The organism is Thioalkalivibrio sp. ALE16, from assembly GCF_000381305.1.
Lineage (GTDB): Bacteria > Pseudomonadota > Gammaproteobacteria > Ectothiorhodospirales > Ectothiorhodospiraceae > Thioalkalivibrio.
Window position 1 is genome coordinate 47,568 of record NZ_KB906363.1, and the last position, 23,661, is coordinate 71,228.

A 23,661-nucleotide genomic window follows, 5' to 3' on the forward strand; every position below is an offset into this window, starting at 1 on the left:
ACGATGCCTGCTCCTCCTCAGGCAGCAATCGGAGAAGCGCAGCCCGCACGGGCTCATTCCTCCTCACACGGTTGCGGCGCGGCTGGACCGGGGGCGCCTCGAGCGGGTCCCGGTCGGCCGCAAGATCCGATCGAACCAAAGGAAAAGGAGCAACATGATGAATATGCGCAAGACGATCCTCGCGATGGCCCTGACTTCCCTGTTTGCCGTCGGTGGCGCGGCCTCCGCCCAGTATGGTGGTGCCGAAGGCGGCGCCGGCGGTGGCGACATGGGCGGCGCCCAGGGTGGCCAGCCCCCGGCCCAGGAAGGCGGTGCCGGCGCCGGCGGCGGTGCCCAGGGCGGCCAGCCGCCGCAGGGTGGCGCGGCCCAGGGCGGAGCCCCGATGCAGGAAGCCCCCGAGGTGGACCTGAGCGAAGAGGACATTGACACCTTCGTGACCGCCTTCGTCGCGGTGCAGGAAGTGCGCGAGGACTTCGCTGACCGCCTGCAGAACGCCGAGGACGAGACCGAGGCGCAGTCCATGCAGCAGGAAGCTCAGGACGAAATGGTCAGCGCCGTGGAAGACACGGGCATGAGCGTCGAGGAATACAACGAAGTCGCCATGGCCCTGCAGAACGACCCCGAGCTGATGCAGGAAGTGCAGGAGCGCGCCGAAGCCCAGCTGTAAACGGGTTGTGTGCCGCCCCGGGCCTTGCGCCCGGGGCCTGCAAGGGGGGCCGCCCTTCGGGGCGGCCCCTTTATTATGTGCGGAGGGTGCTCGCGCAGGCCCCGGCCCGCCACGTCGCCTCCGGTGGACGTCGAGCACGGCCCGTCTCGCGAATTGTCCCTTTTGCTTGAATCGGGTGAAGGGAAGCGTTATTCTTGCGCGCTTTCTGAATCGCCCCGACCTCGGAGCATCGAACATCATGAGTACCATCAGCGCCAAGCCGGCCGAAGTCGAACGCGACTGGTTTCTCGTCGACGCCGACGGCAAGACCCTCGGCCGACTCGCCACGGAGATCGCACGCCGTCTGCGCGGGAAGCACAAGCCCGTGTACACGCCGCATGTCGATACCGGCGACTACATCGTCGTGATCAACGCGGAGAAGATTCGCGTCTCCGGCAACAAGGCCATGGACAAGAAGTACTTCCACCACACCGGTTATCCGGGTGGCATCAAGGAAGCCAACTTCACCCAGATGATCGAGCGTCATCCGGAGAAGGTGCTGGAGCTTGCCGTGAAGGGCATGCTGCCGCGCAACCCGCTTGGCCGGGCCATGTTCAAGAAGCTCAAGGTCTACGCCGGCACCGAACACCGGCATACGGCCCAGCAGCCGCAGCCGCTCGAAGTCTGAGCCGCCAGAATCAGCAAGGGAATCGATCCGAATGGCTACCAATCAGTATTACGGCACCGGCCGCCGCAAGACCGCCGCTGCGCGCGTCTTCCTGCGCCCGGGTACGGGCAACATCACGGTTAACCAGAAGCCGCTGGACGAGTTCTTCGGCCGCCAGACCTCGCGCATGGTCGTGCGCCAGCCGCTGGAGGCGACCGAGTCCACCGAAAACTTCGACGTGATCGCAACCGTCGAGGGCGGTGGTGGTAACGGCCAGGCCGGTGCGATCCGCCTGGGCATTGCCCGCGCCCTGGTGCAGTACAACGAAGAGCTGCGCTCGCCGCTGCGTCGTGGTGGTCATCTGACCCGCGATGCCCGCGAGGTGGAGCGGAAGAAGATCGGCCTGCGCAAGGCCCGCCGTGCAACCCAGTACTCGAAGCGTTAAAATTCGCCTCGAGTTTCTGCGGGACGCACGCGATCCGGTTTACTGGGGGATCGTCTAGCGGTAGGACTACGGACTCTGACTCCGTCAACCCAGGTTCGAATCCTGGTCCCCCAGCCATCCATAGAAAAGGGCCCCCTCGTGGGGCCCTTTTCTATGGATATATGAGCGAGCCCAGGGTTCGAACCTGGAAGGTTCGGCGAAGCGCAGCGGAGCACTGCACGCGCGCCGCGCGTGCAGCCCCGAAGGGGTGAGGCGGCGTAGCCGCCGAATCATCCTGGTCCCCCAGCCATGGCGGTGTGCCCCTCGATGGGGCTCACCGTCATTTGCTTCAGAATGGTCACTCCTTCAGGTGAAGCCCCTTCGCGGGGCCCTTTTCTATGGATATTTGAGCGAGTCCAGGGTTCGAACCTGGAAGGTTCGGCGAAGCGCAGCGGAGCACTGCGCGCGCGCCGCGCGTGCAGCCCCGAAGGGGTGAGGCGGCGCAGCCGCCGAATCATCCTGGTCCCCCAGCCATGGCGGTGTGCCCCTCGATGGGGCTCACCGTCATTTGCCTCAAACTGGTCGCTACCTTCGGAGAAGGGCCCCCTCGCGGGGCCCTTTTCTATGGATATTTGAGCGAGTCCAGGGTTCGAACCTGGAAGGTTCGGCGAAGCGCAGCGGAGCACTGCGCGCGCGCCGCGCGTGCAGCCCCAAAGGGGTGAGGCGGGGCAGCCGCCGAATCATCCTGGTCCCCCGCCATAGCGGTGTGCCCCTCGGTTTGGCATGTCCGCATTTCAGCATTGACGGGCAACCAACCATGCGGTGCTTCTGGCACGGGTCAGGCACGATCGCGCCCGTGAGTGGCAATCATTCCCTCAGGCCCTGCGGCGTCAATCTGCGTCCTGCCGAAGGTGGAGGGCTGTTGGCCCGGCCTCTTCTGGGTTGTGCTCCTCGGGTGGCTTCTCATCGTTGTTCCCGGCTCCGCTACAATCCCCGGGCGGGGATCGGGAATTGCAGGGAATTCTCCGGTCTTTTCTCCGTCCAATAACGCAGAGCCCGTCCACGGGCCGAATGGATACGCATCAAGAAGAGGAGTGGAGCAAAGATGTCGGTACCCGATAACCCCTACGAGCCCGTGACCGTCGATACCACCGCCCACGAAGTGGAGGGCGCGGACACCTGGTACATGATCGGGATCTCCGGCATCCCGGACCCCGACAACCAGGGCCACACATCGAACGCCGGATTTGTCGTGACCGACGAGGGTGTAGTGGTCTACGACGCCCTGGGGACCCCGCCGCTGGGCTTCGAGATGATCCGCCGGATTCGCGAGGTGACCGACCAGCCGATCAAGTACGTGATCGCCGGGCATTACCATGCGGACCACATCTACGGCCTGCAGGCATTCGCCGACCATACCGACGCGAAGATCATCGGCCAGGCACGGGCACGCGACTACCTCGGCGGGCCGGGCGCGGTAGCGCGGCTGGAACAGCGTCGCGGAGTGCTGAGCCCATGGGTGGACGAGGACACGCAGATCATCCCGCCGGACGAGTTCTTCGATGACGAGTACACCATCCGTCTTGGCGGCAAGACCTTTCGCTGCGTGCACGCCGGCCCGGCCCATTCACCCGACGACATCATCATGGTGGTGGAGGAGACGGGCGTGGTGTTTGCCGGCGACATCGTCTTTGACGGCCGTATCCCGTTTCTGGGGGACGACGCGCTGGATTCGGAGAACTGGGTCAATCGTCTGGAAGAACTGATGGAGATGGACCTGAAATTCCTGGTCCCGGGGCATGGCGAGGCCACCGATCAGGCAAGCCGCGCGGTGAAGTTCACGCGTGACTACCTGGTGAAGCTGCGCGAGCACATGGGCGCGGCCGTGGAGAACATGGAGACCTTCGACGAGGCCTACGCGGCCATGGACTGGAGCGACTACGAGGATCTCCCGGCCTTCGAGCAGACCAACCGCAGCAATGCCAACGCGGTCTATCTCGAGATGGAAGAAAAACTGTTCTGAACGCGCCGGCGTTCGGCAAGGGAGTCGCTGCATGACGCTGCATATTGACCCGAGCCTGCTGATGGCCATCCTGTCGCTGGTGGCGGGGATTCTGATCCTGATCCGTCCCCGGCTCCTCAATTACATCGTCGCGATCTACCTGATCGTGATCGGGGTGCTGGGGCTCCTGGCCCACTGGTAGGGCACACTGCGGGACCGCCCGGGCCGCGAGCCCGGGTGGTTCCCGGGGGATAGTTTGGTGCCCAAAAGCATGGACCAACAGTGCGACTTCATGCGCAGGGCGCGCGGACCCGTTACTCTTTGGCCTCACTTTGATCGGGGGGCCACGCCTCAATGACCGCCGAACGCGTTCGAGAAATACCCTATAACTACACCTCCTTCTCCGACCGCGAAATCGTCATCCGTTTCCTGGGGTCCGATACCTGGGATCTCCTCAACGAGCTGCGTGGGGAGCGTCGGACGGGCGTGTCCGCGCGCATGCTGTTCGAGGTCCTGGGGGACATGTGGGTGGTCACCCGCAACCCGTATATCCAGGACGACCTGCTGGAGGACAAGAAGCGCCGCAAGGCGCTGATCGACGCCATGCAGCATCGCCTGGACCAGATCACGGCCCGGGCCGATGGCAACGAAAAGGCATTGAAGCTGGCCCAGCGCGCCCAGGCGGCGGTATCCGCCTTTGCCAAGGAATTCACCGACACCGCGGCGCTGCGCGACCAGGTGCGCAAGCGCATGAAGGGCCTCACGCACAAGGACAATATCCAGTTCGGCGGGCTGGCGCGGGTGTCCCACGTGACCGACGCGACCGACTGGCGCGTGGAACTGCCGTTCGTGGTGCTGACCCCTGATTCAGAGGAAGAGATGGGGCCGCTGGTCGCGGCCTGCATCGAGCTGGGCCTGACGGTGATCCCGCGCGGTGGCGGCACTGGCTACACCGGCAGCGCGGTCCCGCTGTCCAAGCGTTCCGCGGTGATCAACACGGAGAAGCTGGAGGGCCTCGGCGAGGTCAAGCGGCGACCGTTGCCGGGCGTGGAGCACGACGTGCCGGTGGTGCGCGTGGAGGCCGGCGTGGTCACCAAGCGCGTCTCCGAACTGGCCGATCGCAATGGCCTGGTGTTCGCGGTCGATCCGACCTCGCAGGATGCCTCGACCATCGGCGGCAACGTGGCGATGAACGCCGGTGGCAAGAAGGCCGTGCTGTGGGGTACCGCGCTGGACAACCTGGCGGCCTGGACGATGGTCACGCCCGAGGCGGAGTGGATGTACATCGAGCGCCTCGATCACAACCTGGGCAAGATCCACGACGCCGAGACGGTGCGCTTCCGCGTGACGCGCTATCAGCCGGATGGCAAGACCCCGAAGGGCGAGCCCGAGATCCTCGAGATGCCGGGGCAGCGCTTCCGCAAGCTGGGCCTGGGCAAGGACGTGACCGACAAGGCCCTGATGGGCGTGCCGGGCATCCAGAAGGAAGGCTGTGACGGCCTGATCACCTCGGCCGAGTTCATCCTGCACCGCATGCCCGACAACATCCGCACCGTGTGTCTCGAGTTCTACGGGACCGACCTGCACCAGGCCGTCCCGGCGATTGTCGAGATCAAGGACGCGGTGGATGCCGAGGACGACGTCCTGCTGGCCGGCCTCGAGCACCTGGACGAGCGCTATGTACGCGCGGTCAAGTACACGCCGAAAGGCGCGCGCGGCGACCTGCCGAAGATGGTGCTGGTCGCCGATATCGTCTCCGACGACGAGGATGCGCTGGGTCGGCTGGCCGCCCAGATGGTGCGCGCGGCCAATGCCCGAAACGGCGAGGGCTTCATTGCGGTCAGCCCCGAGGCGCGCAAGCGCTTCTGGGCGGATCGCGCCCGCACCGCGGCGATCGCCCACCACACCAACGCCTTCAAGATCAACGAGGATGTGGTGATCCCGCTGGAGCGTCTGGCGGAGTACACCGAGGGGATCGAATCCCTGAACGTGCGCGAGTCGCTGAAGAACAAGCTGACCATGGTCGACGAGGTGCTGGAGTGCATGCGCGGCGACCATCCCGAACTGCGCGAGCTGCTGGAGGACACCGGCGGCGAGGGTCAGCAGTGGTTCGAGTCCAAGCGCGAGCGCGCCGTGGAGGTCCTGGAGGCGGTGAAGAAGCGCTGGGAGGCGATCTCGGAGAACTTCTTCACGCTCGCGTCGGAGTGCGACGAGCTGCTCGACGAGTCGGCCCGCGCTGACCGTCGCGACCACGACAAGCTGATGAACCTGCTGCTGCGGCGCAGCCTGCGGATCTCCTACCGCGCCGAGGTCGAGCGCCCGCTGTTCGAGATCTTCGGTGGCCACCAGCTGGAGCCGGTGCGCAAGCGCCTGGCGGCGATCCATGACCGCGTGCTGACCAGCCGGCTGTTCATCGCCCTGCACATGCATGCGGGCGACGGCAACGTGCACACCAACATCCCGGTCAACTCCAACGACTACCAGATGATGCACCAGGCCGAGCGTCTGGTGGACGACGTGATGCGCCTGGCGCGCGAGCTGAACGGGGTGATCTCCGGCGAGCACGGGATCGGCCTGACCAAGATGCAGTACCTGGAACCCGAGCGCATCGAGTCGTTCGCGAAGTACAAGAAGCAGGTCGACCCGAACGGCGTGTTCAACGCCGGCAAGCTGCTCGAGGGCTCCGGGCTGTCCAATGCCTACACCCCTTCGCTGCGTCTGGTGAAGCAGGAGGCGCTGATCCTGGAGCAGAGCGAATTGGGCGATCTCAACGACGAGATCAAGGACTGCCTGCGTTGCGGCAAGTGCAAGCCGGAGTGCAATACGCATGTCCCGCGCGCCAATCTGCTCTACTCGCCGCGCAACAAGATCCTGGCCACCGGACTGATCGTCGAGGCCTTCCTCTACGAGGAGCAGACCCGCCGCGGGCTGTCGCTCAATCACTTCGAGGAGATGAACGACGTCGCGGATCACTGCACGATCTGCCACAAGTGCCTGAATCCGTGCCCGGTCGACATCGACTTTGGCGACGTGACCATGCACATGCGTTCGATCCTCAACAAGAAGGGCAAGCGCAAGGCGACGCCGGCCACGATGATGTCCATGGCCTTCCTCAACGCGAAGGATCCGGCCACCATCAAGGGTATCCGCAAGGGCGCGATCCAGATGGGCTATGCCGCCCAGCGTCTGGGGCACTTCGCGTTCAAGAAGCTGAACCTGACCGGCGAGGGCAAGACCCCGCGCTCGACCACCGGCAAGGCGCCGGTGCACGAGCAGGTCGTGCACTTCGTGAAGAAGCCGATGCCCGCCGGTCTGCCGAGCCAGACCACGCGGCAAATGCTGGGGCTGGAGGATTCGCGCTATGTGCCGATCCTGCGCGACCCGGTGAAGACCGATCTGGATTCGGATGCGGTGTTCTACTTCCCCGGCTGCGGCTCCGAGCGCCTGTTCAGCCAGGTGGGGCTGGCGACGCTGGCCATGCTCTACGACGTCGGCGCGCAGACCGTGCTGCCCCCGGGCTACCTGTGCTGCGGGTATCCGCAGAACGCCGGCGGCGACTTCGAGAAGGGCCAGCAGATCAGTACCGAGAATCGCGTGCTGTTCCACCGGCTGGCGACCACGCTCAACTACCTCGACATCAAGACCGTCGTGGTGTCCTGCGGGACCTGCATGGATCAGCTGCTGAAGTACGAGTTCGAGCGGATCTTCCCGGGCTGCCGCCTGCTCGACATCCACGAATACCTGATGGAGAAGGGCGTGAAGCTCGAGGGGCTCAAGGGCGTGCAGTACATGTACCACGACCCCTGCCACTCGCCGATGAAGTCGCACAAGCCGACCGACGTCGCCTCCAAACTGATGGGACAGGACGTCCTGAAGTCGGATCGTTGCTGCGGCGAGGCCGGCACGTTCGCGGTGAGTCGCCCGGATATTGCCACCCAGGTGCGCTTCCGCAAGCAGGAAGAGCTGCACAAGGGCATCAAGGAGCTGACCGGCGAGGAGAAGGCAGAGAACGGCAACGTGAAGATGCTGACCTCCTGCCCGGCCTGCCAGCAGGGGCTTTCGCGCTATCGCGAGGACACCGGGCTGGATACCGACTACATCGTGGTCGAGATGGCCAACCGCCTGATGGGCGATGGCTGGCAGAAGAACTTCATCGAGCGGGCCCGCGAGGGCGGGATCGAGAAGGTCCTGCTGTAGTTCCCGTTGCACACAAAGGGTGCGGGTTGGCTACAATCGGGCGAGGCGAGCGGCCGGGCCGGGGAATAAAGCCCCGTCTCGCCGCGTCGCCCAACGGGCGTCGAATACGCCCCAACAGGGCCGCGGCAGTGCGTGCGGCATGTTCACCCGTCCATGCAAGGGAGTTCGCATGACCTTTCGCTCTTTGAGTCCCCGCCTTGCCGTCATGGCCCTCTGTGTCGGGCTGGCCGGTGCCCCTGTCGTGGCCAGTGCCCAGGCCTTTGTCGAGTTCCCCGGACGCAGCCTGTACGAGCGCTTTGGTGTGGATGCCGTGGACCTGTTCGATCTGCGCGGTCAGCTGTCGCGTTCCACGGTGATCGACGTCCGCCCGCGCCTGGAATACGACATCCTGCACATCGAGGGGGCGCATCACGTCCCGCTCGGGGCCCCGGATTTCGAGGACCAGGTCCGTGCACTGGAGGAGCAGCACGGTGGCCCGCTGGTGTTCTACTGCAACGGTCGCGAGAGCTATCTGTCGTATCGCGCCGCGGCGCGTGCCAACTCCGCGGGGTTGGGCCCGACCCAGGCGTATGACGCCGGCGTCAAGGACTGGGCGGAACGCTATCCCGGACTGGCACTCCTGCGCGGTGAGCCCATCGAGGACCCCGAGACGCAGTTGATTGCCGACGACGCCTTCGAGGCGCGTCTGCTGGAGGCCGACACCTTTGCCCGTCGCGTTCGCGAGAACGACGATGCCGTGGTGGTGGATGTGCGTGGCAACGAGGAACGCGACGAGATTTCGCTGTTCGCCGGGCGCGAGATCTCCGCGCCGCTGGAGAATATCGACACGCTTAATCGTATCGTCGACCAGGCCCGCCGGGACGGTGCCCCGCTGCTGATCTTCGACCAGAACGGGCAGCAGGTGCGCTGGCTGCAGTATCACCTGGAGGAGCGGGGGGTCGAGGACTACCGCTTCCTCGAGGGCGGCCTGCAGCGCTTCTACGACGAGGTGATGGCGCGCTAGGCGCGGCCCGGAGCGTTTCCTGCATCTGCGTTTTTCGCACGAAAAAAGGGCCGGGATCATGCGATCCCGGCCCTTTTGTTTGACAGCGCGTGCGCTGGCGGCGGGTCAGCGCCGGAAAAGCGCCAGCAGGATCGAGATCACCACGCTGACGATGATCATGGTGGTGATCGGGAAATAGAACCGGCTGTTTTCCCCCTCGATCACGATATCCCCGGGCAAGCGGCCCCAAGGGATTTTGCCCAGCCAGGGCCAGAGCAGGCCGATCACCACGATCAGCCCGCCGATGACGATCAGCCACTTGCCCGTGTCGGTCATGGCGATCGCCCCGATCGATTACTTGGCGGTCATCTCCTCGACGCCCGTGGACGAACCCACCAGCATCACGTCCGCCGGCCGCCGAGCGAACAGGCCGTTGGTCACGACACCGGCGATGTGGTCCAGTTCGGACTCCAGCTCCACCGGGTTCATGATGCGCAGGTTGTGCACGTCGAGGATCACGTTGCCGTTGTCGGTCTTGAAGCCCTCGCGCAGCTCCGGGTTGCCGCCCAGCTTCGACAGGGCGCGGGCGACATGGCTGCGGGCCATCGGGATCACCTCGACCGGCAGCGGGTAGGCGCCCAGGTAGTCCACGACCTTGGTCTCGTCGACCACGCAGACGAAGGTCTTCGATGCGGCCGCGACGATCTTCTCGCGGGTCAGGGCCCCGCCCCCGCCCTTGGTCAGGTGCAGGTGCTGGGTGGCCTCGTCGGCGCCGTCCACGTAGATCGGCAGCGGGCCGGCGGAGTTCAGGTCCAGCACCTCGATGCCATGTCCGCGCAGGCGCTCGGCGCTGGCCTCGCTGGAGGCGACGGCCCCGTCGATCTTGCCCTTGATGCCCGCCAGGGCGTCGATGAAGTAGTTCGCGGTAGACCCGGTACCCACACCCACGATCCAGCCGCTCTCGATCCGTTCCAGCGCCGCCTCGGCCACGGCCTTCTTCATTTCGTCCTGATTCATCAACATCTCTCGCATGTACGATCCATAACCCATTGAGGATACCGACTGCTCCCGCCCCGGGACAAGCGGAACCGTGAACCGCTCGCATGCTATGGTTTCGCCATGCAAATCCCCTATCTCGAGAAGATCCTGACGGCGCGCGTCTACGACGTGGCCCGCGAGACACCCCTGGACTCGATGCCGACCCTGTCGCAGCGCCTGGGCTCGACGCTCTGGCTCAAGCGCGAGGACCTGCAGCCGGTGTTCTCGTTCAAGCTGCGCGGCGCCTACAACAAGATCGCCCAGTTGACCCCGGAACAGCGCGCCAAGGGCGTGGTGGCGGCCTCCGCGGGCAATCATGCCCAGGGGGTCGCGCTGGGGGCGAACCACCTCGGCATCAAGGCCGTGATCGTGATGCCGGTGACCACGCCCTCGATCAAGATCGCCGCGGTGCGTCGTTTCGGCGGCAAGGCCGTACTCCACGGGGATTCCTTCGACGAGGCCGCCGCCCACGCCCGCGAGCTGGAAGCCAAGCACGGCTACACGTTCATCCATCCGTTCGACGACCCCGACGTGATTGCCGGGCAGGGCACGGTGGCCATGGAGCTGCTGCGTCAGCATCCGGGCGAACTCGATGCTGTGTTCGTCTGTATCGGAGGCGGGGGGCTCGCCGCTGGCATGGCGGCCTATATCAAGCGCCTGCGCCCGGAGATCAAGGTCATCGGTGTGGAGCCGGACGACGCGCCCTCGATGTACAAGGCGCTGCAGCAGAACCGCCGGGTCAACCTCAAGCAGGTCGGTATCTTTGCCGACGGCGCGGCGGTGCGCCAGGTCGGCAAGGAGACCTTCCGCCTGTGCCGCGATCTTGTCGACGAGGTCCTGCTGGTGGATACCGACTCCATCTGTGCGGCCATCAAGGATGTCTTCGACGATACCCGCGTGGTCGCCGAGCCGGCCGGTGCCCTGGCGGTGGCCGGGATGAAACAGTACCTCCAGCGCGAGGGCGTGCAGGGCGGAAACTTCGCTGCGGTCTTAAGCGGCGCCAACATCAATTTCGACCGGCTGCGCCATGTGGCCGAACGCGCCGAGATCGGCGAGCATCGCGAGGCCCTGTTCGCGGTCACCATCCCGGAGCGCCCGGGGAGTTTCCGCCAGTTTTGCCAGGCTATCGGCAAGCGCGGGATCACCGAGTTCAACTACCGCTATGCCGACGACGAGCACGCGCAGGTGTTCGCCGGGATCAAGCTGGAGGGCGGTGATCACGAGCGCCGGGAGATCCTGGAGGCCCTGGAGGGGGCGGGGTACGAGGTGCTCGATATGACCGAGAACGAGGTCGCCAAGCTGCACCTGCGGCATATGGTCGGCGGCCATGGGGGCGAGGTCCGCAACGAGCGGATCTATCGCTTCGAGTTTCCGGAGCGACCCGGGGCGTTGCTGAATTTCCTGACGCATATGGGGCAGACCTGGAATATCAGCCTGTTCCATTACCGCAATCATGGGGCGGCCTACGGGCGTGTGCTGGTCGGTATGCAGATCCCGTCCGAGGATCGGGCCCGGTTCCGCGAGTTCCTGAAGGAGGTCGGGTATCCGTGGCACGAGGAGACCAGCAACCCGGCCTACTCCCTCTTCCTCCGCTGACCGCATCTCATCAGGCGCTTGTTCGTCATCGCAGCCAGGTCCTTCGTCTGGCTGTCTGCCTCGTGGTGGCTAGGCCTGGTTCGTCCTCTGGTGTTTACGGTGCCTTTGGCCCGCATACTGCCCGGCGCTGACTCGCCAGTGCGCCCCGAGGCACTTTCTTGCTTGCCCAAGAAAGTGCCCAAAGAAGGGCACCCGGATTTCGCCCGGGAACCTCGCTCCGGACGTGCTGGGCCGGCGGCGCTGAACTCGCTGCGCCTTCGGCTCCGCTCAGACATCCAGCGCCTTCTCCCGGCCCATCACGCCCTCCGCGAGGGGCTCCATACGGGAGGCGAAGGTCAAAACCGAACGCATCACCATGTTTGCGCCTAACCATAGGCAATGCCGCTCGAAAGCCCCTGGCGCCCGCTACGCGGGCGCGGCACGCAACGGCCGCAGGCCGAGCGTGCCCAGGTGTCGGCAGACCCAGCCCCCATCCATTGGCACAAAGGTCAGAACCGCCGTTGTCTTGACCTTGACCCCCCGTTGTCGTCGCGCCGAGTGGAGAGGGTTTTCGCGGGAGAAAAGGCGCTGGATGTCTGAGCGGAGCGCAGCGTAGCGAGTTCAGCGCCGCCCGCGAAAATCCTCGGAGCGAGGGAAACCCCGGCCCGCGCAGCGGGCCGGGGTCGCGGCAGTCGGGCGTGTTTCTTGGGTACTTCTTTGCACGAGCAAAGAAGTACCTCGCGGCGCGCTGGCGAGTCAGCGCCGGGCAGGCGGCGGACCGAAGGCACCGTAAACGCCCGGGGCCGAGCCAGGACCAGCCACTGCAAGGCAGGCGGCTGGATGACTGCGGCGAGTGCTGGGAATGCGGTGTGCGGTAGCGGGCGGGTCAGGCGGGGCAGGGCGTCTGCCAGGTGGTGACGCGGGCCGGGTCGCCGTCGGTGTGATCGAGGCGGGCAAGCGTCATGCAGTTGCCCCAGACGCAGCCACTGTCCAGCGCCAGCCAGTCCGCCCCCACCCGATGCCCGAGCGCGGCCCAGTGTCCGAACACGATCGGGTGCCCGGCGGCGGCTCGCCCCGGCATCCGGAACCAGGGCCGGAGATCGGAGGGCGCTTCCTCGGGCGGCCCATTGCCGGCGAACTCCAGGCCGCCGTCCGCGGTGAGATAGCGCATGCGGGTACAGGCATTGATGGTGTAGCGCAGGCGCTCGTATCCGTCGAGATCGGGGCTCCAGTGGCTGGGTTCGTCGCCGTACATGACCTCGAACAGCGCGTGGCGTCGTGCCGGGTCGCGCAGCTCGGCCTCCACGCGCCGGGTCTCGCGCGCGGCCGTGTCCGGGTCCCAGGCGGGCGGGAGTCCGGCATGCACCAGGGTCCAGCCGCTGGCGGTGTCGCGGTGCAGCAACGGGCGCTGGGCCAGCCAGTCGAGCAGGTCCGCGGCATCCGGGGCATCCAGCACCGGGCGCAGGGTGTCCTTGCCACCGGGCGTGCGGACGCCCTGTGCGGTGGCGAGCAGGTGGAGGTCGTGGTTGCCGAGGACCGTCGTGGCAGCATCGCCCAGGTCCATGACCCGGCGCAGGCAGCCCAGCGAGTCCGGGCCGCGGTTGACCAGGTCGCCGACCAGCCACAGGTGGTCCTCCGCCGGATCGAACCGCACCTGTTCCAGGAGTCGATCCAGCGGGTCCAGACAGCCCTGGAGATCCCCAACGGCGTACAGCGCCATCGTTCCGCCCGGCCTAGTGCAGGGTGCGCGGGACGGAGAGGGTGAACGGCGGGATCGGCGCGTCGAAGGTGTTGCCGCGTTCGTCGCGCATGCCGTAGGAGCCCTCCATGGTGCCGACCGGGGTCTCGATGACCGTGCCGCTGGTGTATTCGAAGCTGTCGCCGGGCGCGATGCTCGGCTGTTCGCCGACCACCCCCTCGCCACGGACCTCCTGCGTCTGGTCGCGGCCGTCGCGGATGATCCAGTGGCGGTTGAGCAGTTGCACGGTCAGCGCGCCGGCGTTGCGAATGACCACGTGATAGGCGAACACGTAGCGGTCGTCATCCGGCTCGGACTGGTCCTCCACGTAGGCGGTGGACACCTCGATCTCGATGGTATGGGCTTCGGCGTCGTGCTCTTGGGGCGGGTTCATGCGGTTGTGGCTCCAGGTTTGAGCGGGAGACCCGGCATCAGGGGGTCGCGGACCGGCTGGCGCAGACGGCGGCGCCCAGCAGGCCCGGTTCGGGGTGCATGATAAGGGCCACGGGCAATTGCTCAAGCAAGTGGGTCATCGGTGGGCGATTCCGGAAGGCACAGCGAAAGCGCGGGCCACGGAAGGCGTCGACCCAGCGGGGCGCGATCCCGCCGGCCAGGTAAATGCCGCCGGTGGGGAGCGCGGTCAGGGCCATGTCGGCCAGCTGTCCGGCATACAGCCCGACGAAGCGGTCGATCACGTTCTCGGCGGCCGGGTGGCCCGCCCGGGCCAGTTCGCCGATAGCGGCTGCCGGGTCCCGCGCGGCAAGGGCCTCCGCCAGCTCGGGATCCGCTTGCCGGTCGAGCTCGAACTGGCCGATGCGGGCGATCCCGCGCCCGCTCAGCAGGTGTTCGCGCGTGCAGTAGCCCAGTTCGCGGGTTACGAAATCGCCCAGCGCGGCCTCTTCGGGCCCGGCGGGCGAGAAGCGCGCGTGTCCGCCCTCGCCGGGATAGATGGCGGGCCGGCCGGGCGGACCCACCAGACAGGTGCCCAGCCCGGTACCGGCCCCCGCGACCAGGCGCAGGCCCGCCGGATCGGGTGTCGCGTGCTGGAGGGTCTCGCAGTCGCCGGGTTGCAGCGCGTCGAGGCTCGCGCCGATGGCGGCGAAGTCGTTGAGGAGCGTGACCGGCATACCCAGGCGTTCGCCGAGGCTGGCGGCCTCCAGGGCGGGCCAGTCCAGGTTGGTCACGCGTGCCCGGCCCTGATGGACCGGGCCGGCCACCGCGAGCCCGGCGGCGGCGAACGTATCCACCGTGGCGTATTCGTGGCGCCAGTGCTCGAGGATGCTGGCCAGTTCCGGATGCTCGCGGCTGGGGTAGCGTTGCGCCTCGTGCAGGGACCAGCCATCCGCCTCGCGGCGGGCGCGCGCGACGCGGGTGTTGGTTCCGCCGACATCGGCAACGATCAGATCCATAGGTTCATGGTAGCGGATCGTGGCGACCGATGGCTCAGTGCGCGCCTGCGTGGATCTGCCGGGCCAGGGCCTCGAACCCGCTGATGTCGACGTTCTCCGGCCGTTCCCCGGGGTCCAGCCCGGCGGCCTCCAGGTCCGCGATCGTGGCCAGGCCGGAGAGCCCGCGGCGCAGCGTCTTGCGGCGGCTGGAAAAGGCCTGGTTCACCACCCGCGCGAAGGTCGGGTACAGCGCCGGTGCGACCCGCGGCTCGGCCAGGGGCGTGATGCGCACCACGCTGGAGTAGACCTTGGGCGGCGGGTGAAAGGCCCCGGGCGGCACCGTGAACAGGGCCGTGGCCGAGGCCCGGGCGGCCAGCATGACGGTCAGGCGGCCGTAGCGCTTGCTGCCGGGCGCGGCGGTCATGCGTTCCACCACCTCGCGCTGCAGCAGGAAGTGCATGTCGCGGATTGCGCCGACCTGTTCGAGGAGATGGAACATCAGCGGGGTGGAGATGTTGTAGGGCAGGTTGCCGACCACGCGCCAGCCGCGTTCGGGCAGGGGGCCGAGATCGGCCAGCCGCATGTCCAGGGCGTCGCCCACGTGCAGGTCCAGGCGCTCCGGAGGGAAACCGGCGCGCAGCCCGGCGGCCAGGTCGCGGTCGATCTCCACGGCGACGAGGTGGTCCAGGCGCTCCAGCAGCGCCGCGGTCAAGGCGCCGCGGCCGGGCCCGATCTCGAGTACGGCGTCTCCTGGCTGCGGGTCGATCGCCGCGACAATGCGCGCGAGGATGCCGGCATCGTGCAGGAAGTTCTGGCCGAAGCGCTTGCGGATCGGCGACGAGGTCTTGAGGCGGGTCATGTCCCCGAGATGCTCCTGCTGGCGGCGGCACGGGCCGCGAGGGTTTCCGCCAGGCGTTCGGCGGCCTGGAAGCTGCCGACCTCCGCGCGCCCGGTGCCGGCCAGGTCCAGTGCGGTGCCGTGATCCACCGAGGTGCGGATGAAGGGCAGGCCCAGGGTCACGTTGATGGCCCCGCCAAAGCCGGCGTGCTTGAGGACCGGCAGGCCCTGATCGTGATACATGGCCAGCACCGCGTCGACGCCTTCGAGCGCGCGCGGGGTGAACGCGGTGTCGGCCGGGAGTGGGCCGCGCAGATGCATGCCGGCCTCTCGCAGGCGATCCAGGGTCGGGGTGATGATCTCGATCTCCTCGCGTCCGAGGACGCCGTCCTCGCCGGCGTGCGGGTTCAGGCCGCAGACCGCGATCACGGGTTCCGCGATGCCGAAGTCGCGGCGCAGGTCGTGGTGCAGGACGCGGGTTACGGCCTCCAGGCGATCGGCGGTTATGGCATCGGGGACCGCGCGCAGGGGCAGATGGGTGGTCACCAGCGCGACCCGCAGCGCCTCGGTGGCCAGCATCATCACCGGCGTCGGAGCCCCGGCGCGTTCGGCGAGCCACTCGGTGTGCCCGCTGAAGGCGATCCCGGCGCGATTGATCACGCCCTTGTGGACCGGGCCGGTGACCATGGCTTCGAAGGTGCCGTCCAGGCAGCCGTCGGCGGCCGTGGCGAGCAGGGCCAGCACGTGTTCGGCGTTGGCGGGGTTCAGAGTGCCCGCGACCACCGGGGCCGCCACCGGAACCGGCAGGATCTCCAGGGTGTGGGCCGGGGTGGGCTCGCGCGCGCGTTGGGGGTCGAAGGGCATCAGGCGCAGGGACTCGCCCAGCTGGCGGGCGCGCGCCTCCAGCACGTCAGGATCAGCGATGGCGACGCGCTGCGCCTGGCCGCGCTGCCGCGTCATGGCGATCAGCAGATCGGGCCCGATCCCGGCGGGATCGCCGGCAGTCAGGGCCAGACGCCGGACCGGGTGGGCCCCGCGCGGATCAGGAGCCGAAGCCGTCGACCCGGTATTCGACATAGGCCTCGTCCCGCAGGCGGCGCAGCCACAGCTCGAGCTCTTCGTCGCGCTTGCGGTTCTGCAGGATCTCGCGGGCGCGGGCCCGGATCTGTTCGCGCGAGGTGTCCACCTCGCGGCGCTCCAGGACCTCGATGATGTGCCAGCCGAACTGGCTCTCCACCGGCTCGCTGACCACGCCCGGTTCCAGCGCCTGCATGGCCTCCTCGAAGGCGGGAACCAGTTCGCCCGGGCTGACCCACCCGAGGGTGCCGCCCTGGGCGGCCGAGCCGGGGTCGTCGGAGTTGGCGCGGGCGAGGTCCTCGAAGCTGGCGCCCTCGCGGATGCGGTTGTACAGGGACTGCGCCTGGCGGCGTGCGTCCTCGTCGCTGCGCACCTGGTCCGGACTGATCAGGATGTGGCGCACGCGGGTCTGCTGCACGCGGGTCTGGTCACCGCCCTCGCGGTCCAGCAGCTTCATGATGTGGAAACCGCTGGGGGAGCGCAGGACATCGCTGACCTCGCCGGTCCGCATCAGTACGGCCTCGCGGGCGAACACGGTGGGGATCTCGCCGGCGGAACGCCAGCCCAGATCGCCGCCGTCCAGGGCCTGCGGCCCTTCGGATTCGCTGATGGCGACGGTGGCGAAGTCCTCGCCCTCGCGCACGCGGTCGCGCAGCGACTCGGCCTTTTGGCGCGCCTCGGCGATCTGCCGGGCGTCGGCGCCCTGGGGCAGGGCGACCATGATCTGGGCGATGCGGTAGCGCACGCCGCGGTCAATGGCGCCACTCTCGGAGGCGATGAGGTCGGCGATCTCCTGATCGGAGACGCGGACGCGCTGGTCGACCTGGCGGCGCTGCAGCTGGTTGACGGTCAGTTCGTGGCGGATCTGCTCGCGAAAGGCGTTGAAGTCCACGCCGTCCTGCATCAGAGCCTGGCGCAGCTGCGGCAGGGTCATGCGGTTCTCGCGGGCGATGTTCTCCATCGCGCGGTTCAGGGTCATCTCGTCGATGTTGATGCCGACGCGCTCGGCCTCCTGCAGCTGCACGCGCTCGACGATCAGGCGCTCCATGACCTGGCGCGCCAGGGTGTCCTGGTCGGGCGGACGGTTACCGCGCTCGATCATCTGCTGGGCGACCAGGTTCATGCGCTCCACCAGCTCGCGCTGGGTGATCACGTCGTCGCCCACCACCGCCAGGATGCGGTCGGTGAAGCGGTCGCCCTCGGGCGTGATGGGCGCCGCCGGGGTACCGCCGTCACGGGCGGCCCCGGGCGTGACCGGTGCCTCGACCGCGCCCTGCGAGAGCCCGCCGGGTGCCGACCCGGGCGTCTGGGCCATGGCCGGCAGGCCGAGGCCGTAGACCAGGACGGCCAGCAGGGGCAGCAGGGTGCGGACCCCGCCGCGGCGTTGTTCAGGGACGTGCGTCATATCCGGCAATACCCTCGCGCAATAGCGAATCCACGCCGGAATCGAACCTTGCCAGGCCGTCCAGCGTGAGTTGGAAGTAGATCGAGTTGTCGTAGGTCTCGTCGAAGCTGTACGCGCGGCGCGCCACCACACGGATACCATAGCAGCAACTACGATACTGAAGCCCGGCCAGAAGTTCGAGGTCGCGTTCTTCCTGCAGGCTGTAGTTCCAGCGGCCGATCGCGTCGATGCGATCGGTGACCGGCCACATCACGGAGACGTCGGTCTGGTCGATGGAGCGGGCGCCGGCCTCGCGCTGGCGGTAGCCGACGTTGATCCGCGCGCGCTCGGAGGGGTGGTAGCCGACCGAGATCGCGGCCAGGGTGGTTTCGCGCGCGTCCTCGTTGTAGAGGATGGAGCCGCGGCCGCTCCAGGCATCGCCGATGCGCACGCGACCTTCCAGGGCCAGGTCCGAACGCGAGTCCGTCAGCGGGTCCTGTCCGGTGCCGCGGCGGACCTCGCGGTCCTCGAGGTAGTGGATCTGACCGGCGGACAGGCTCAGGCGCTCGCGCCCGGTCTGCTGGTCGAGGATGCGGGTGGTCAGGGCGGTGGTGACCTGATGGGTATCGCCCACGCGGTCGGCGCCGACGAAACGGTCCAGGCTGAACAGGTTGTCGAAGCTGAAGTCGGCCTCGCCGGTGTCGAAGATCGGGATGTCGTCCTGGTCGCGGTAGGGCACGTAGCCGTAGAAGATGCGCGGTTCCAGGGTCTGCAGGCGGTGGCCGTTGGCGATGGAACGTTCGAAGATCAGCCCGGTGTCGATCGAGGCGCGTGGTACCGTCCGGCTGATCGATTCCGGACCGCTGGTCTGGTCGCGGCGGTCCAGTTCGTAGCGGGTATGGCGGACACCGGTGGCGGGTTCGAAGAAGAAGCCGCCGGTGTCATGGCGCCAGCGGACCTCGGGATTCAGGTCGAGGCGGGTACCCACGGGGCGCCCGGACTGGTCCTCGCTGCGCTCGAAGCGCACCAGTTCGGTATCCAGATCCCAGGAGAGGCCGTGGCCCAGGTATTCCCCGGCCTCCAGCGTGATCTGTGGCAGCCGCTGGTAGGGCTCGCCGGCGGCGCTCAGCTCGGGGTCGACGATCTGGTAGTCCTCGATGCGGGTGCGCAGGCGATAGGCCGGCTGGTTCCAGGTCAGGTCGGCGGATCGGCGCAGATAGGGCGTCGAACCCGCATAGCGGTCCGAGTTGCCGAAGTCGAAGAAGTATTCCCGGTCGGAGACATCCGCAGCGTCGACGCGCAGGTTCAGATTGGAGGTGATGCGGGTCTGGTGGCGCCACTGGGCGAAGTGGCGGTCTTCGCCGGTCTCGCGGTCGTCCGGCAGGTAGCGCACGTCGAGTACGCCATTGTGCCGGGGCTGGAGGTAGCGAAACTCGGTGCCGAGCATGATTCCGCGATCGGCCATGATGCGAGGCGTGAAGGTCGCGTCGTAGTTGGGCGCGATGTTCCAGTACCAGGGCGTCGCGAGATCGAAGCCGGTGCGGCCGCCGGTGCCCGCGCTGGGCAGCAGGAAGCCGCTCTTGCGGCGGTCGTCCAGCGGGAAGTTGATATACGGGGTGTAGGCGATGGGTACACCCTTGAAGCGGATGGTCGCATTGCGGGCCACGCCCACGCCGGTCTCGCGATCGAGCTCCAGATCCCGGGTGCGCAGCCACCAGGAATCGTTGCCGACCGGGCAGGTGGTGTATTCGGCCTCCTCGAAGTCGTGACGGTGCGGGGCGTGTTGGACGCCCAGGGCGGCACTGCCCCGGGCCGGGATGGACTGCACCAGGAAGTCGATCCTGCGGAACTCGCCGGTCTCCGCGTCCAGGCGGTATTCCCCGCCCTCGGTGTGCAGCAGCAGGTCGCCGTCGAACAGGCGGGTGTCACCTTCGGTTCGGGCGGTGCCGGTGGCGCGGTCGTATTCGAGGAATTCGGTGTCCAGGCGCTGTCCGCCTTCGAACAGCTGGACGTTGCCCGAGGCCGAGATGCGTTCGCCGTCCCGGCGCACCTGGTCGGCGTCGATCTCGGTGAGGCCGCCCTCGAGGGTGCGCAGCTCGGGCCACTCGACCCCCGGGGCGAACTCGCATCCCGGGGGGCGCTCCTCCGCGGGCAGCGCGAGCGGGAGCAGCGCCGCGGTCACCAGGCCGATCCCGCACGCGACCGGCCGCGCGATCGGGCGATGGCGCGGCGGGGGGTTGGCGGGCCGGCGGCTCATCCCGACGTCAGGACAGCAGCTGGCGGATCTCGTCGAAGATCAGCTCGATGTCGCGGGTGCCGTTGATGTGCTTGAGCAGACCGTGGTGATCGTAGTACTCGATCAGCGGCCGGGTCTGGTCCTCGTAGACCTTGAGGCGATTGACCACGGTTTCCTCGTTGTCGTCCGCGCGGTGGATCAGGTCGCCGCCGCACAGGTCGCACACGCCTTCCTTCTGTGGCGGGAAGGTATGGGTGTTGAAGACCGCGCCGCAGTCCCCGCAGGACACGCGGCCGGTCAGGCGCTGCTTGAGCTCCTCGAACGGGACGTCGATCTGGATCGCGCGATCCAGCGGCGACTCGATGTCGGCCAGCATGCTGTCCAGCGCCTCGGCCTGGGCGACATTGCGCGGGAAGCCGTCGAGGATGAAGCCCTTCTGCGCATCGGGTTCCTGCAGGCGATCGCGGATCAGGCCCAGGACCAGATCATCCGGGACCAGATTGCCGGATTCCATCGCGTTCTCGACCTGCTTGCCGAGTTCGGTCCGGGCCGCGACCGCGGCGCGCAGCAGGTCGCCGGTGGAGATCTGGGGGATGCCGAAGGTGGCGACCATCTTCTTGGCCTGGGTGCCCTTGCCGGACCCCGGTGCGCCCATCAGGACGATACGCATAGCTGACTCCTGCCGGGTGCCGTACCGGACCGCAGGACTAGCCGGGAACGGGACGGCACGTTGATTGCGGTGGTGAAACGGGCAGCCGGCCCGGGGCGAGGGCGGGCCGCAAACCGTTTCCCGAGCGCGGTCTTATACCGCCTGAGGCCGATGCGCCGCAACCGCGCGCGGCCGTTCGAGTCTCCCTGATGCGACTGTTGATGGGTGCCCTTGCGGGGTGTCTCCCCTGTATAATCCCTCGCTCTTCAAAGCAATCGGAAACTACTCAAGCATGGACCTCAACCAGATCGAAGCCGGCAAGGATCTCCCCAACGACATCAACGTGGTGATCGAGATCCCCACCCAGGGTCAGCCCGTCAAGTACGAGATGGACAAGGACAGCGGGGCTCTGGTGGTTGATCGCTTTATGGCGGTCGCGATGTTCTATCCGTGCAACTACGGATTCATCCCGAACACGGAGTCGGAAGACAACGACCCGGTGGACGTGCTGGTGATCACCCCGGTGCCGCTGCTGCCGGGCTCGGTTGTGCGCTCGCGCCCGATCGGCATGCTGAAGATGACCGACGAGGCCGGGGTGGACGCGAAGATCCTGGCGGTGCCGGTGGACAAGCTGTGCACGCAGTCCGCGCGGTTCCAGAGCCCGGACGACGTGCCGAAGGAGCTCCTGGACTCGATCAAGCACTTCTTCGAACGCTACAAGGAGCTGGAGAAGGGCAAGTGGGTCAAGGTGGAAGGCTGGGTTGGCGCCGACGAAGCCAAGGCGGAGATTGTTGCCAGCTACAAGCGTTACCAGAAGAGCAAGATCTGACGCCGCGCCCCGCTGCATGCAGCGGTCGGTCAGCGCCGCGCCGTCCCGCAGGGTCGGTGCGGCGTTTGCGTGCGCGGGCCACGGACCTGGTCGTGACGCCGTGACCCGCTGAGATGGCCGAGCGCGATGCCTACGGCGAGGAACAGCAGGACCGCGAGCGCTTTGTCGTGCGCATCCTGCTGGCACTGGTCATCCTGGCCGCCATCCTGCTGGCGCTGGGCTGGCGGCTCTCGGGGCTGCAAGTCGGCGCGCACTCGCATTTCACCACTCTCTCCGAGAACAACCGGTTACGGGTCGAGCCGATCGCTCCCACCCGGGGCGTGATTCGCGACCGCAATGGCATCCTGCTGGCGGGCAACCGCGCGTCCTATCAGTTGGAGGTCACGGTCGAGCAGGCCGGGGATCTCGACGCTCTGCTGGCGCGGCTGCGCGGCTACGTGGAGCTGAGCGAGGCCGATATCGAGCGCTTCCGCCGGGGGGTCCAGCAGCGGCGCCCGTTCCAGCCGGTGCTGTTGAAGGCCGGGCTGGATGACGAGACTGTGGCCCGTATCGCGGTCTCGCGCCACGAGTTGCCGGGGGTCGAGATCGAGGCCCGTCCGCTGCGTTTCTATCCCCTGGGTTCCGAATTCTCGCACGCCGTCGGTTATGTCGGGCGCATCAACCAGCAGGATCTGCGCCGGGTGGACGGGCGGGCCTATGCCGGGACCTCGCATATCGGCAAGAGCGGGGTCGAACGCTACTACGAGGAGTTGCTGCACGGCCGGCCGGGCTATCGCCAGGTGGAGGTGAACGCCCAGGGGCGGGTGATCCGCGAGCTGTCGGTGACCCCGCCGCAGCCGGGCACGGACCTGACCCTGACCCTGGATGTGAACCTGCAGCAGGCGGCCTACCGGGCGCTGGCCGGGCGGGATGGCGCGATCGTGGCCATTGACCCGAATAACGGTGAGGTGCTGGCGCTGGTCAGTGCCCCCGGTTTTGATCCCGAGGCCTTTGTCCACGGAATCTCCCAGGCCGATTTCGCCGCGGTGCGCGATGACAAGCGCCGGCCGCTGTTCAACCGTGCCCTGAGCGGGCAGTACCCGCCGGGCTCGACGGTCAAGCCACTGGTCGCGCTGGCAGCCCTCGACGAAGATGTTACGACCGCCGAGCGCGAGATGTTCGCACGCGGGTACTACCAGCTCCCGGGGCATGAACGGCGCTATCGAGACTGGCGCCGCGAGGGCCATGGCCGGGTGGATATGTCGCGCGCGATCGCGGTGTCCTCGGATGTCTACTTCTACGATCTGGCCCACACCATGGGCATCGATCGCATGGTGCCCATTCTTGGCGCCTTCGGGATCGGTCAGCGCACCGGGATCGATTCCACCGGCGAGCGAGCGGGGATCCTGCCCAGCCGCGACTGGAAGCGGGCCACCCACAACGAGGTATGGTTCCCGGGGGAGACCCTGATCACCGCGATCGGCCAGGGGTACATGCTGTCCACGCCCCTGCAGATGGCCGACTTTACGGCGGCGCTGGCCACGCGCGGTGTGCGCTATCAGCCGCATCTGCTGCGCGCCATGGACAACGGGACCGGGGAGCCGGAGTATCCGCTACCGGTGACGCGCGAGCCGGTGGTCGTGGACGACCAGCACTGGGATGCGATCCACGGCTCGCTGGTGGAGGCGGTGCATGCCCGCCACGGGACCGCCTGGGGCAGCGTGGGCAGCACCCGCCCGGCCTACACCATTGCCGGCAAGACTGGCACTTCGCAGGTGTTCAGCCTCGGCGAGGATGAAGAGTACGACGAAGAGGAGCTGGCCCGGCGTCTGTGGGACCACGCCCTGTTCGTGGGCTATGCCCCGGCGGAGGATCCGCAGATCGCGGTGGCGGTCCTGGTCGAGCACGGAGGGTCCGGTGGCCGGGTGGCCGCGCCCGTGGCGCGCGAGGTGTTGGACGCCTATCTGCTGGACGGGGCGGGCATGACCCTAGGGAAACACTGATGAATTTAGT

The 23,661-nt window shown here is 67.5% G+C and carries 20 protein-coding genes, 1 tRNA gene and 1 pseudogene; 11 read left to right on the plus strand and 11 right to left on the minus strand.

Going from position 1 to position 23,661, the window contains the following annotated elements:
* Positions 1–157 precede the first annotated feature (157 nt).
* The 8 genes from F627_RS0109560 (at position 158) to F627_RS0109595 (ending at position 8,939) form a co-directional block, all read left to right on the plus strand.
* Entirely contained in the window at positions 158–667 is a 510-nt protein-coding gene (locus F627_RS0109560) for a DUF4168 domain-containing protein (protein ID WP_019583940.1), read from the plus strand.
* A gap of 238 nt (positions 668–905) precedes the next feature.
* Positions 906–1,334 carry a 50S ribosomal protein L13 gene (gene rplM / locus F627_RS0109565; RefSeq protein ID WP_017940583.1) on the plus strand — a complete coding sequence of 143 codons (429 nt, stop codon included), beginning with the start codon at positions 906–908 and terminating at the stop codon, positions 1,332–1,334.
* A 31-nt stretch (positions 1,335–1,365) separates the two neighbouring features.
* Complete coding sequence (rpsI, locus tag F627_RS0109570; RefSeq protein WP_018867174.1) at positions 1,366–1,758, plus strand: 30S ribosomal protein S9; 393 nt, start codon at positions 1,366–1,368, stop codon at positions 1,756–1,758.
* A 43-nt stretch (positions 1,759–1,801) separates the two neighbouring features.
* Positions 1,802–1,875 (plus strand) — tRNA-Gln (locus F627_RS0109575).
* Between the two features lie 967 nt (positions 1,876–2,842).
* Positions 2,843–3,760, plus strand: coding sequence for an MBL fold metallo-hydrolase (locus F627_RS0109580; protein WP_018867184.1), 918 nt, complete (start codon positions 2,843–2,845; stop codon positions 3,758–3,760).
* Positions 3,761–3,791: 31 nt separating this feature from the next.
* Complete coding sequence (locus tag F627_RS16475) at positions 3,792–3,941, plus strand: DUF3096 domain-containing protein (RefSeq protein ID WP_018867185.1); 150 nt, start codon at positions 3,792–3,794, stop codon at positions 3,939–3,941.
* Between the two features lie 152 nt (positions 3,942–4,093).
* On the plus strand, positions 4,094–7,936 hold the full coding sequence (locus tag F627_RS0109590) for a DUF3683 domain-containing protein (RefSeq protein WP_019583941.1): 3,843 nt from the start codon (positions 4,094–4,096) through the stop codon (positions 7,934–7,936).
* 169 nt (positions 7,937–8,105) lie between these two features.
* Positions 8,106–8,939 carry a rhodanese-like domain-containing protein gene (locus F627_RS0109595; RefSeq protein ID WP_026279275.1) on the plus strand — a complete coding sequence of 278 codons (834 nt, stop codon included), beginning with the start codon at positions 8,106–8,108 and terminating at the stop codon, positions 8,937–8,939.
* A 105-nt stretch (positions 8,940–9,044) separates the two neighbouring features.
* Here the strand turns inward: F627_RS0109595 and F627_RS0109600 are convergent, their stop codons facing one another.
* Both F627_RS0109600 and rpiA read right to left on the minus strand, forming a co-directional pair.
* Positions 9,045–9,254, minus strand: coding sequence for a DUF2905 domain-containing protein (locus tag F627_RS0109600; RefSeq protein WP_018867188.1), 210 nt, complete (start codon positions 9,252–9,254; stop codon positions 9,045–9,047).
* Between the two features lie 18 nt (positions 9,255–9,272).
* Positions 9,273–9,935 carry a ribose-5-phosphate isomerase RpiA gene (gene rpiA, locus F627_RS0109605; RefSeq protein ID WP_026332081.1) on the minus strand — a complete coding sequence of 221 codons (663 nt, stop codon included), beginning with the start codon at positions 9,933–9,935 and terminating at the stop codon, positions 9,273–9,275.
* 102 nt (positions 9,936–10,037) lie between these two features.
* Here rpiA and ilvA point away from each other — a divergent pair, with 102 nt between their 5' ends.
* Positions 10,038–11,552, plus strand: a complete 1,515-nt coding sequence (gene ilvA / locus F627_RS0109610) for a threonine ammonia-lyase, biosynthetic (protein ID WP_018878297.1) — start codon at positions 10,038–10,040, stop codon at positions 11,550–11,552.
* A gap of 267 nt (positions 11,553–11,819) precedes the next feature.
* Here the strand turns inward: ilvA and F627_RS17015 are convergent.
* The 9 genes and pseudogenes from F627_RS17015 to F627_RS0109655 all read right to left on the minus strand — a co-directional run bounded on the left by F627_RS17015 (position 11,820) and on the right by F627_RS0109655 (position 20,861).
* Positions 11,820–12,029 (minus strand): annotated as a pseudogene (locus tag F627_RS17015) (hypothetical protein).
* A gap of 388 nt (positions 12,030–12,417) precedes the next feature.
* Positions 12,418–13,251: a symmetrical bis(5'-nucleosyl)-tetraphosphatase gene (locus F627_RS0109620; RefSeq protein ID WP_019583944.1), complete on the minus strand. Its 834-nt coding sequence runs from the start codon at positions 13,249–13,251 to the stop codon at positions 12,418–12,420.
* A gap of 13 nt (positions 13,252–13,264) precedes the next feature.
* The gene (gene apaG, locus F627_RS0109625; protein WP_018867192.1) at positions 13,265–13,663 is read right to left on the minus strand and encodes a Co2+/Mg2+ efflux protein ApaG; all 399 of its coding nucleotides are present in this window, start codon (positions 13,661–13,663) and stop codon (positions 13,265–13,267) included.
* A 37-nt stretch (positions 13,664–13,700) separates the two neighbouring features.
* A complete protein-coding gene (locus F627_RS0109630) occupies positions 13,701–14,678 on the minus strand; it encodes an ROK family protein (RefSeq protein ID WP_018877104.1) in 978 nt (325 codons plus the stop codon).
* A gap of 34 nt (positions 14,679–14,712) precedes the next feature.
* Positions 14,713–15,516 (minus strand): 16S rRNA (adenine(1518)-N(6)/adenine(1519)-N(6))-dimethyltransferase RsmA, encoded by an 804-nt coding sequence (gene rsmA / locus F627_RS0109635; protein ID WP_018867194.1) that lies wholly within the window; start codon positions 15,514–15,516, stop codon positions 14,713–14,715.
* Complete coding sequence (gene pdxA, locus F627_RS0109640) at positions 15,513–16,571, minus strand: 4-hydroxythreonine-4-phosphate dehydrogenase PdxA (protein ID WP_019583945.1); 1,059 nt, start codon at positions 16,569–16,571, stop codon at positions 15,513–15,515. Before pdxA ends, rsmA begins: the two co-directional genes overlap by 4 nt.
* Positions 16,537–17,976, minus strand: a complete 1,440-nt coding sequence (locus tag F627_RS0109645) for a peptidylprolyl isomerase (protein ID WP_018880123.1) — start codon at positions 17,974–17,976, stop codon at positions 16,537–16,539. The genes pdxA and F627_RS0109645 overlap by 35 nt, the downstream gene beginning before the upstream one ends.
* Positions 17,960–20,212, minus strand: coding sequence for an LPS-assembly protein LptD (locus F627_RS0109650; protein WP_019583946.1), 2,253 nt, complete (start codon positions 20,210–20,212; stop codon positions 17,960–17,962). Before F627_RS0109650 ends, F627_RS0109645 begins: the two co-directional genes overlap by 17 nt.
* Positions 20,213–20,219: 7 nt before the next feature.
* The gene (locus tag F627_RS0109655) at positions 20,220–20,861 is read right to left on the minus strand and encodes an adenylate kinase (protein ID WP_019583947.1); all 642 of its coding nucleotides are present in this window, start codon (positions 20,859–20,861) and stop codon (positions 20,220–20,222) included.
* Positions 20,862–21,132: 271 nt separating this feature from the next.
* Between F627_RS0109655 and ppa the strand changes: the two genes are divergently transcribed.
* On the plus strand, positions 21,133–21,669 hold the full coding sequence (ppa, locus tag F627_RS0109660) for an inorganic diphosphatase (RefSeq protein ID WP_018867199.1): 537 nt from the start codon (positions 21,133–21,135) through the stop codon (positions 21,667–21,669).
* A gap of 113 nt (positions 21,670–21,782) precedes the next feature.
* On the plus strand, positions 21,783–23,651 hold the full coding sequence (gene mrdA, locus F627_RS0109665) for a penicillin-binding protein 2 (RefSeq protein ID WP_019583948.1): 1,869 nt from the start codon (positions 21,783–21,785) through the stop codon (positions 23,649–23,651).
* Positions 23,652–23,661: the final 10 nt, after the last annotated feature.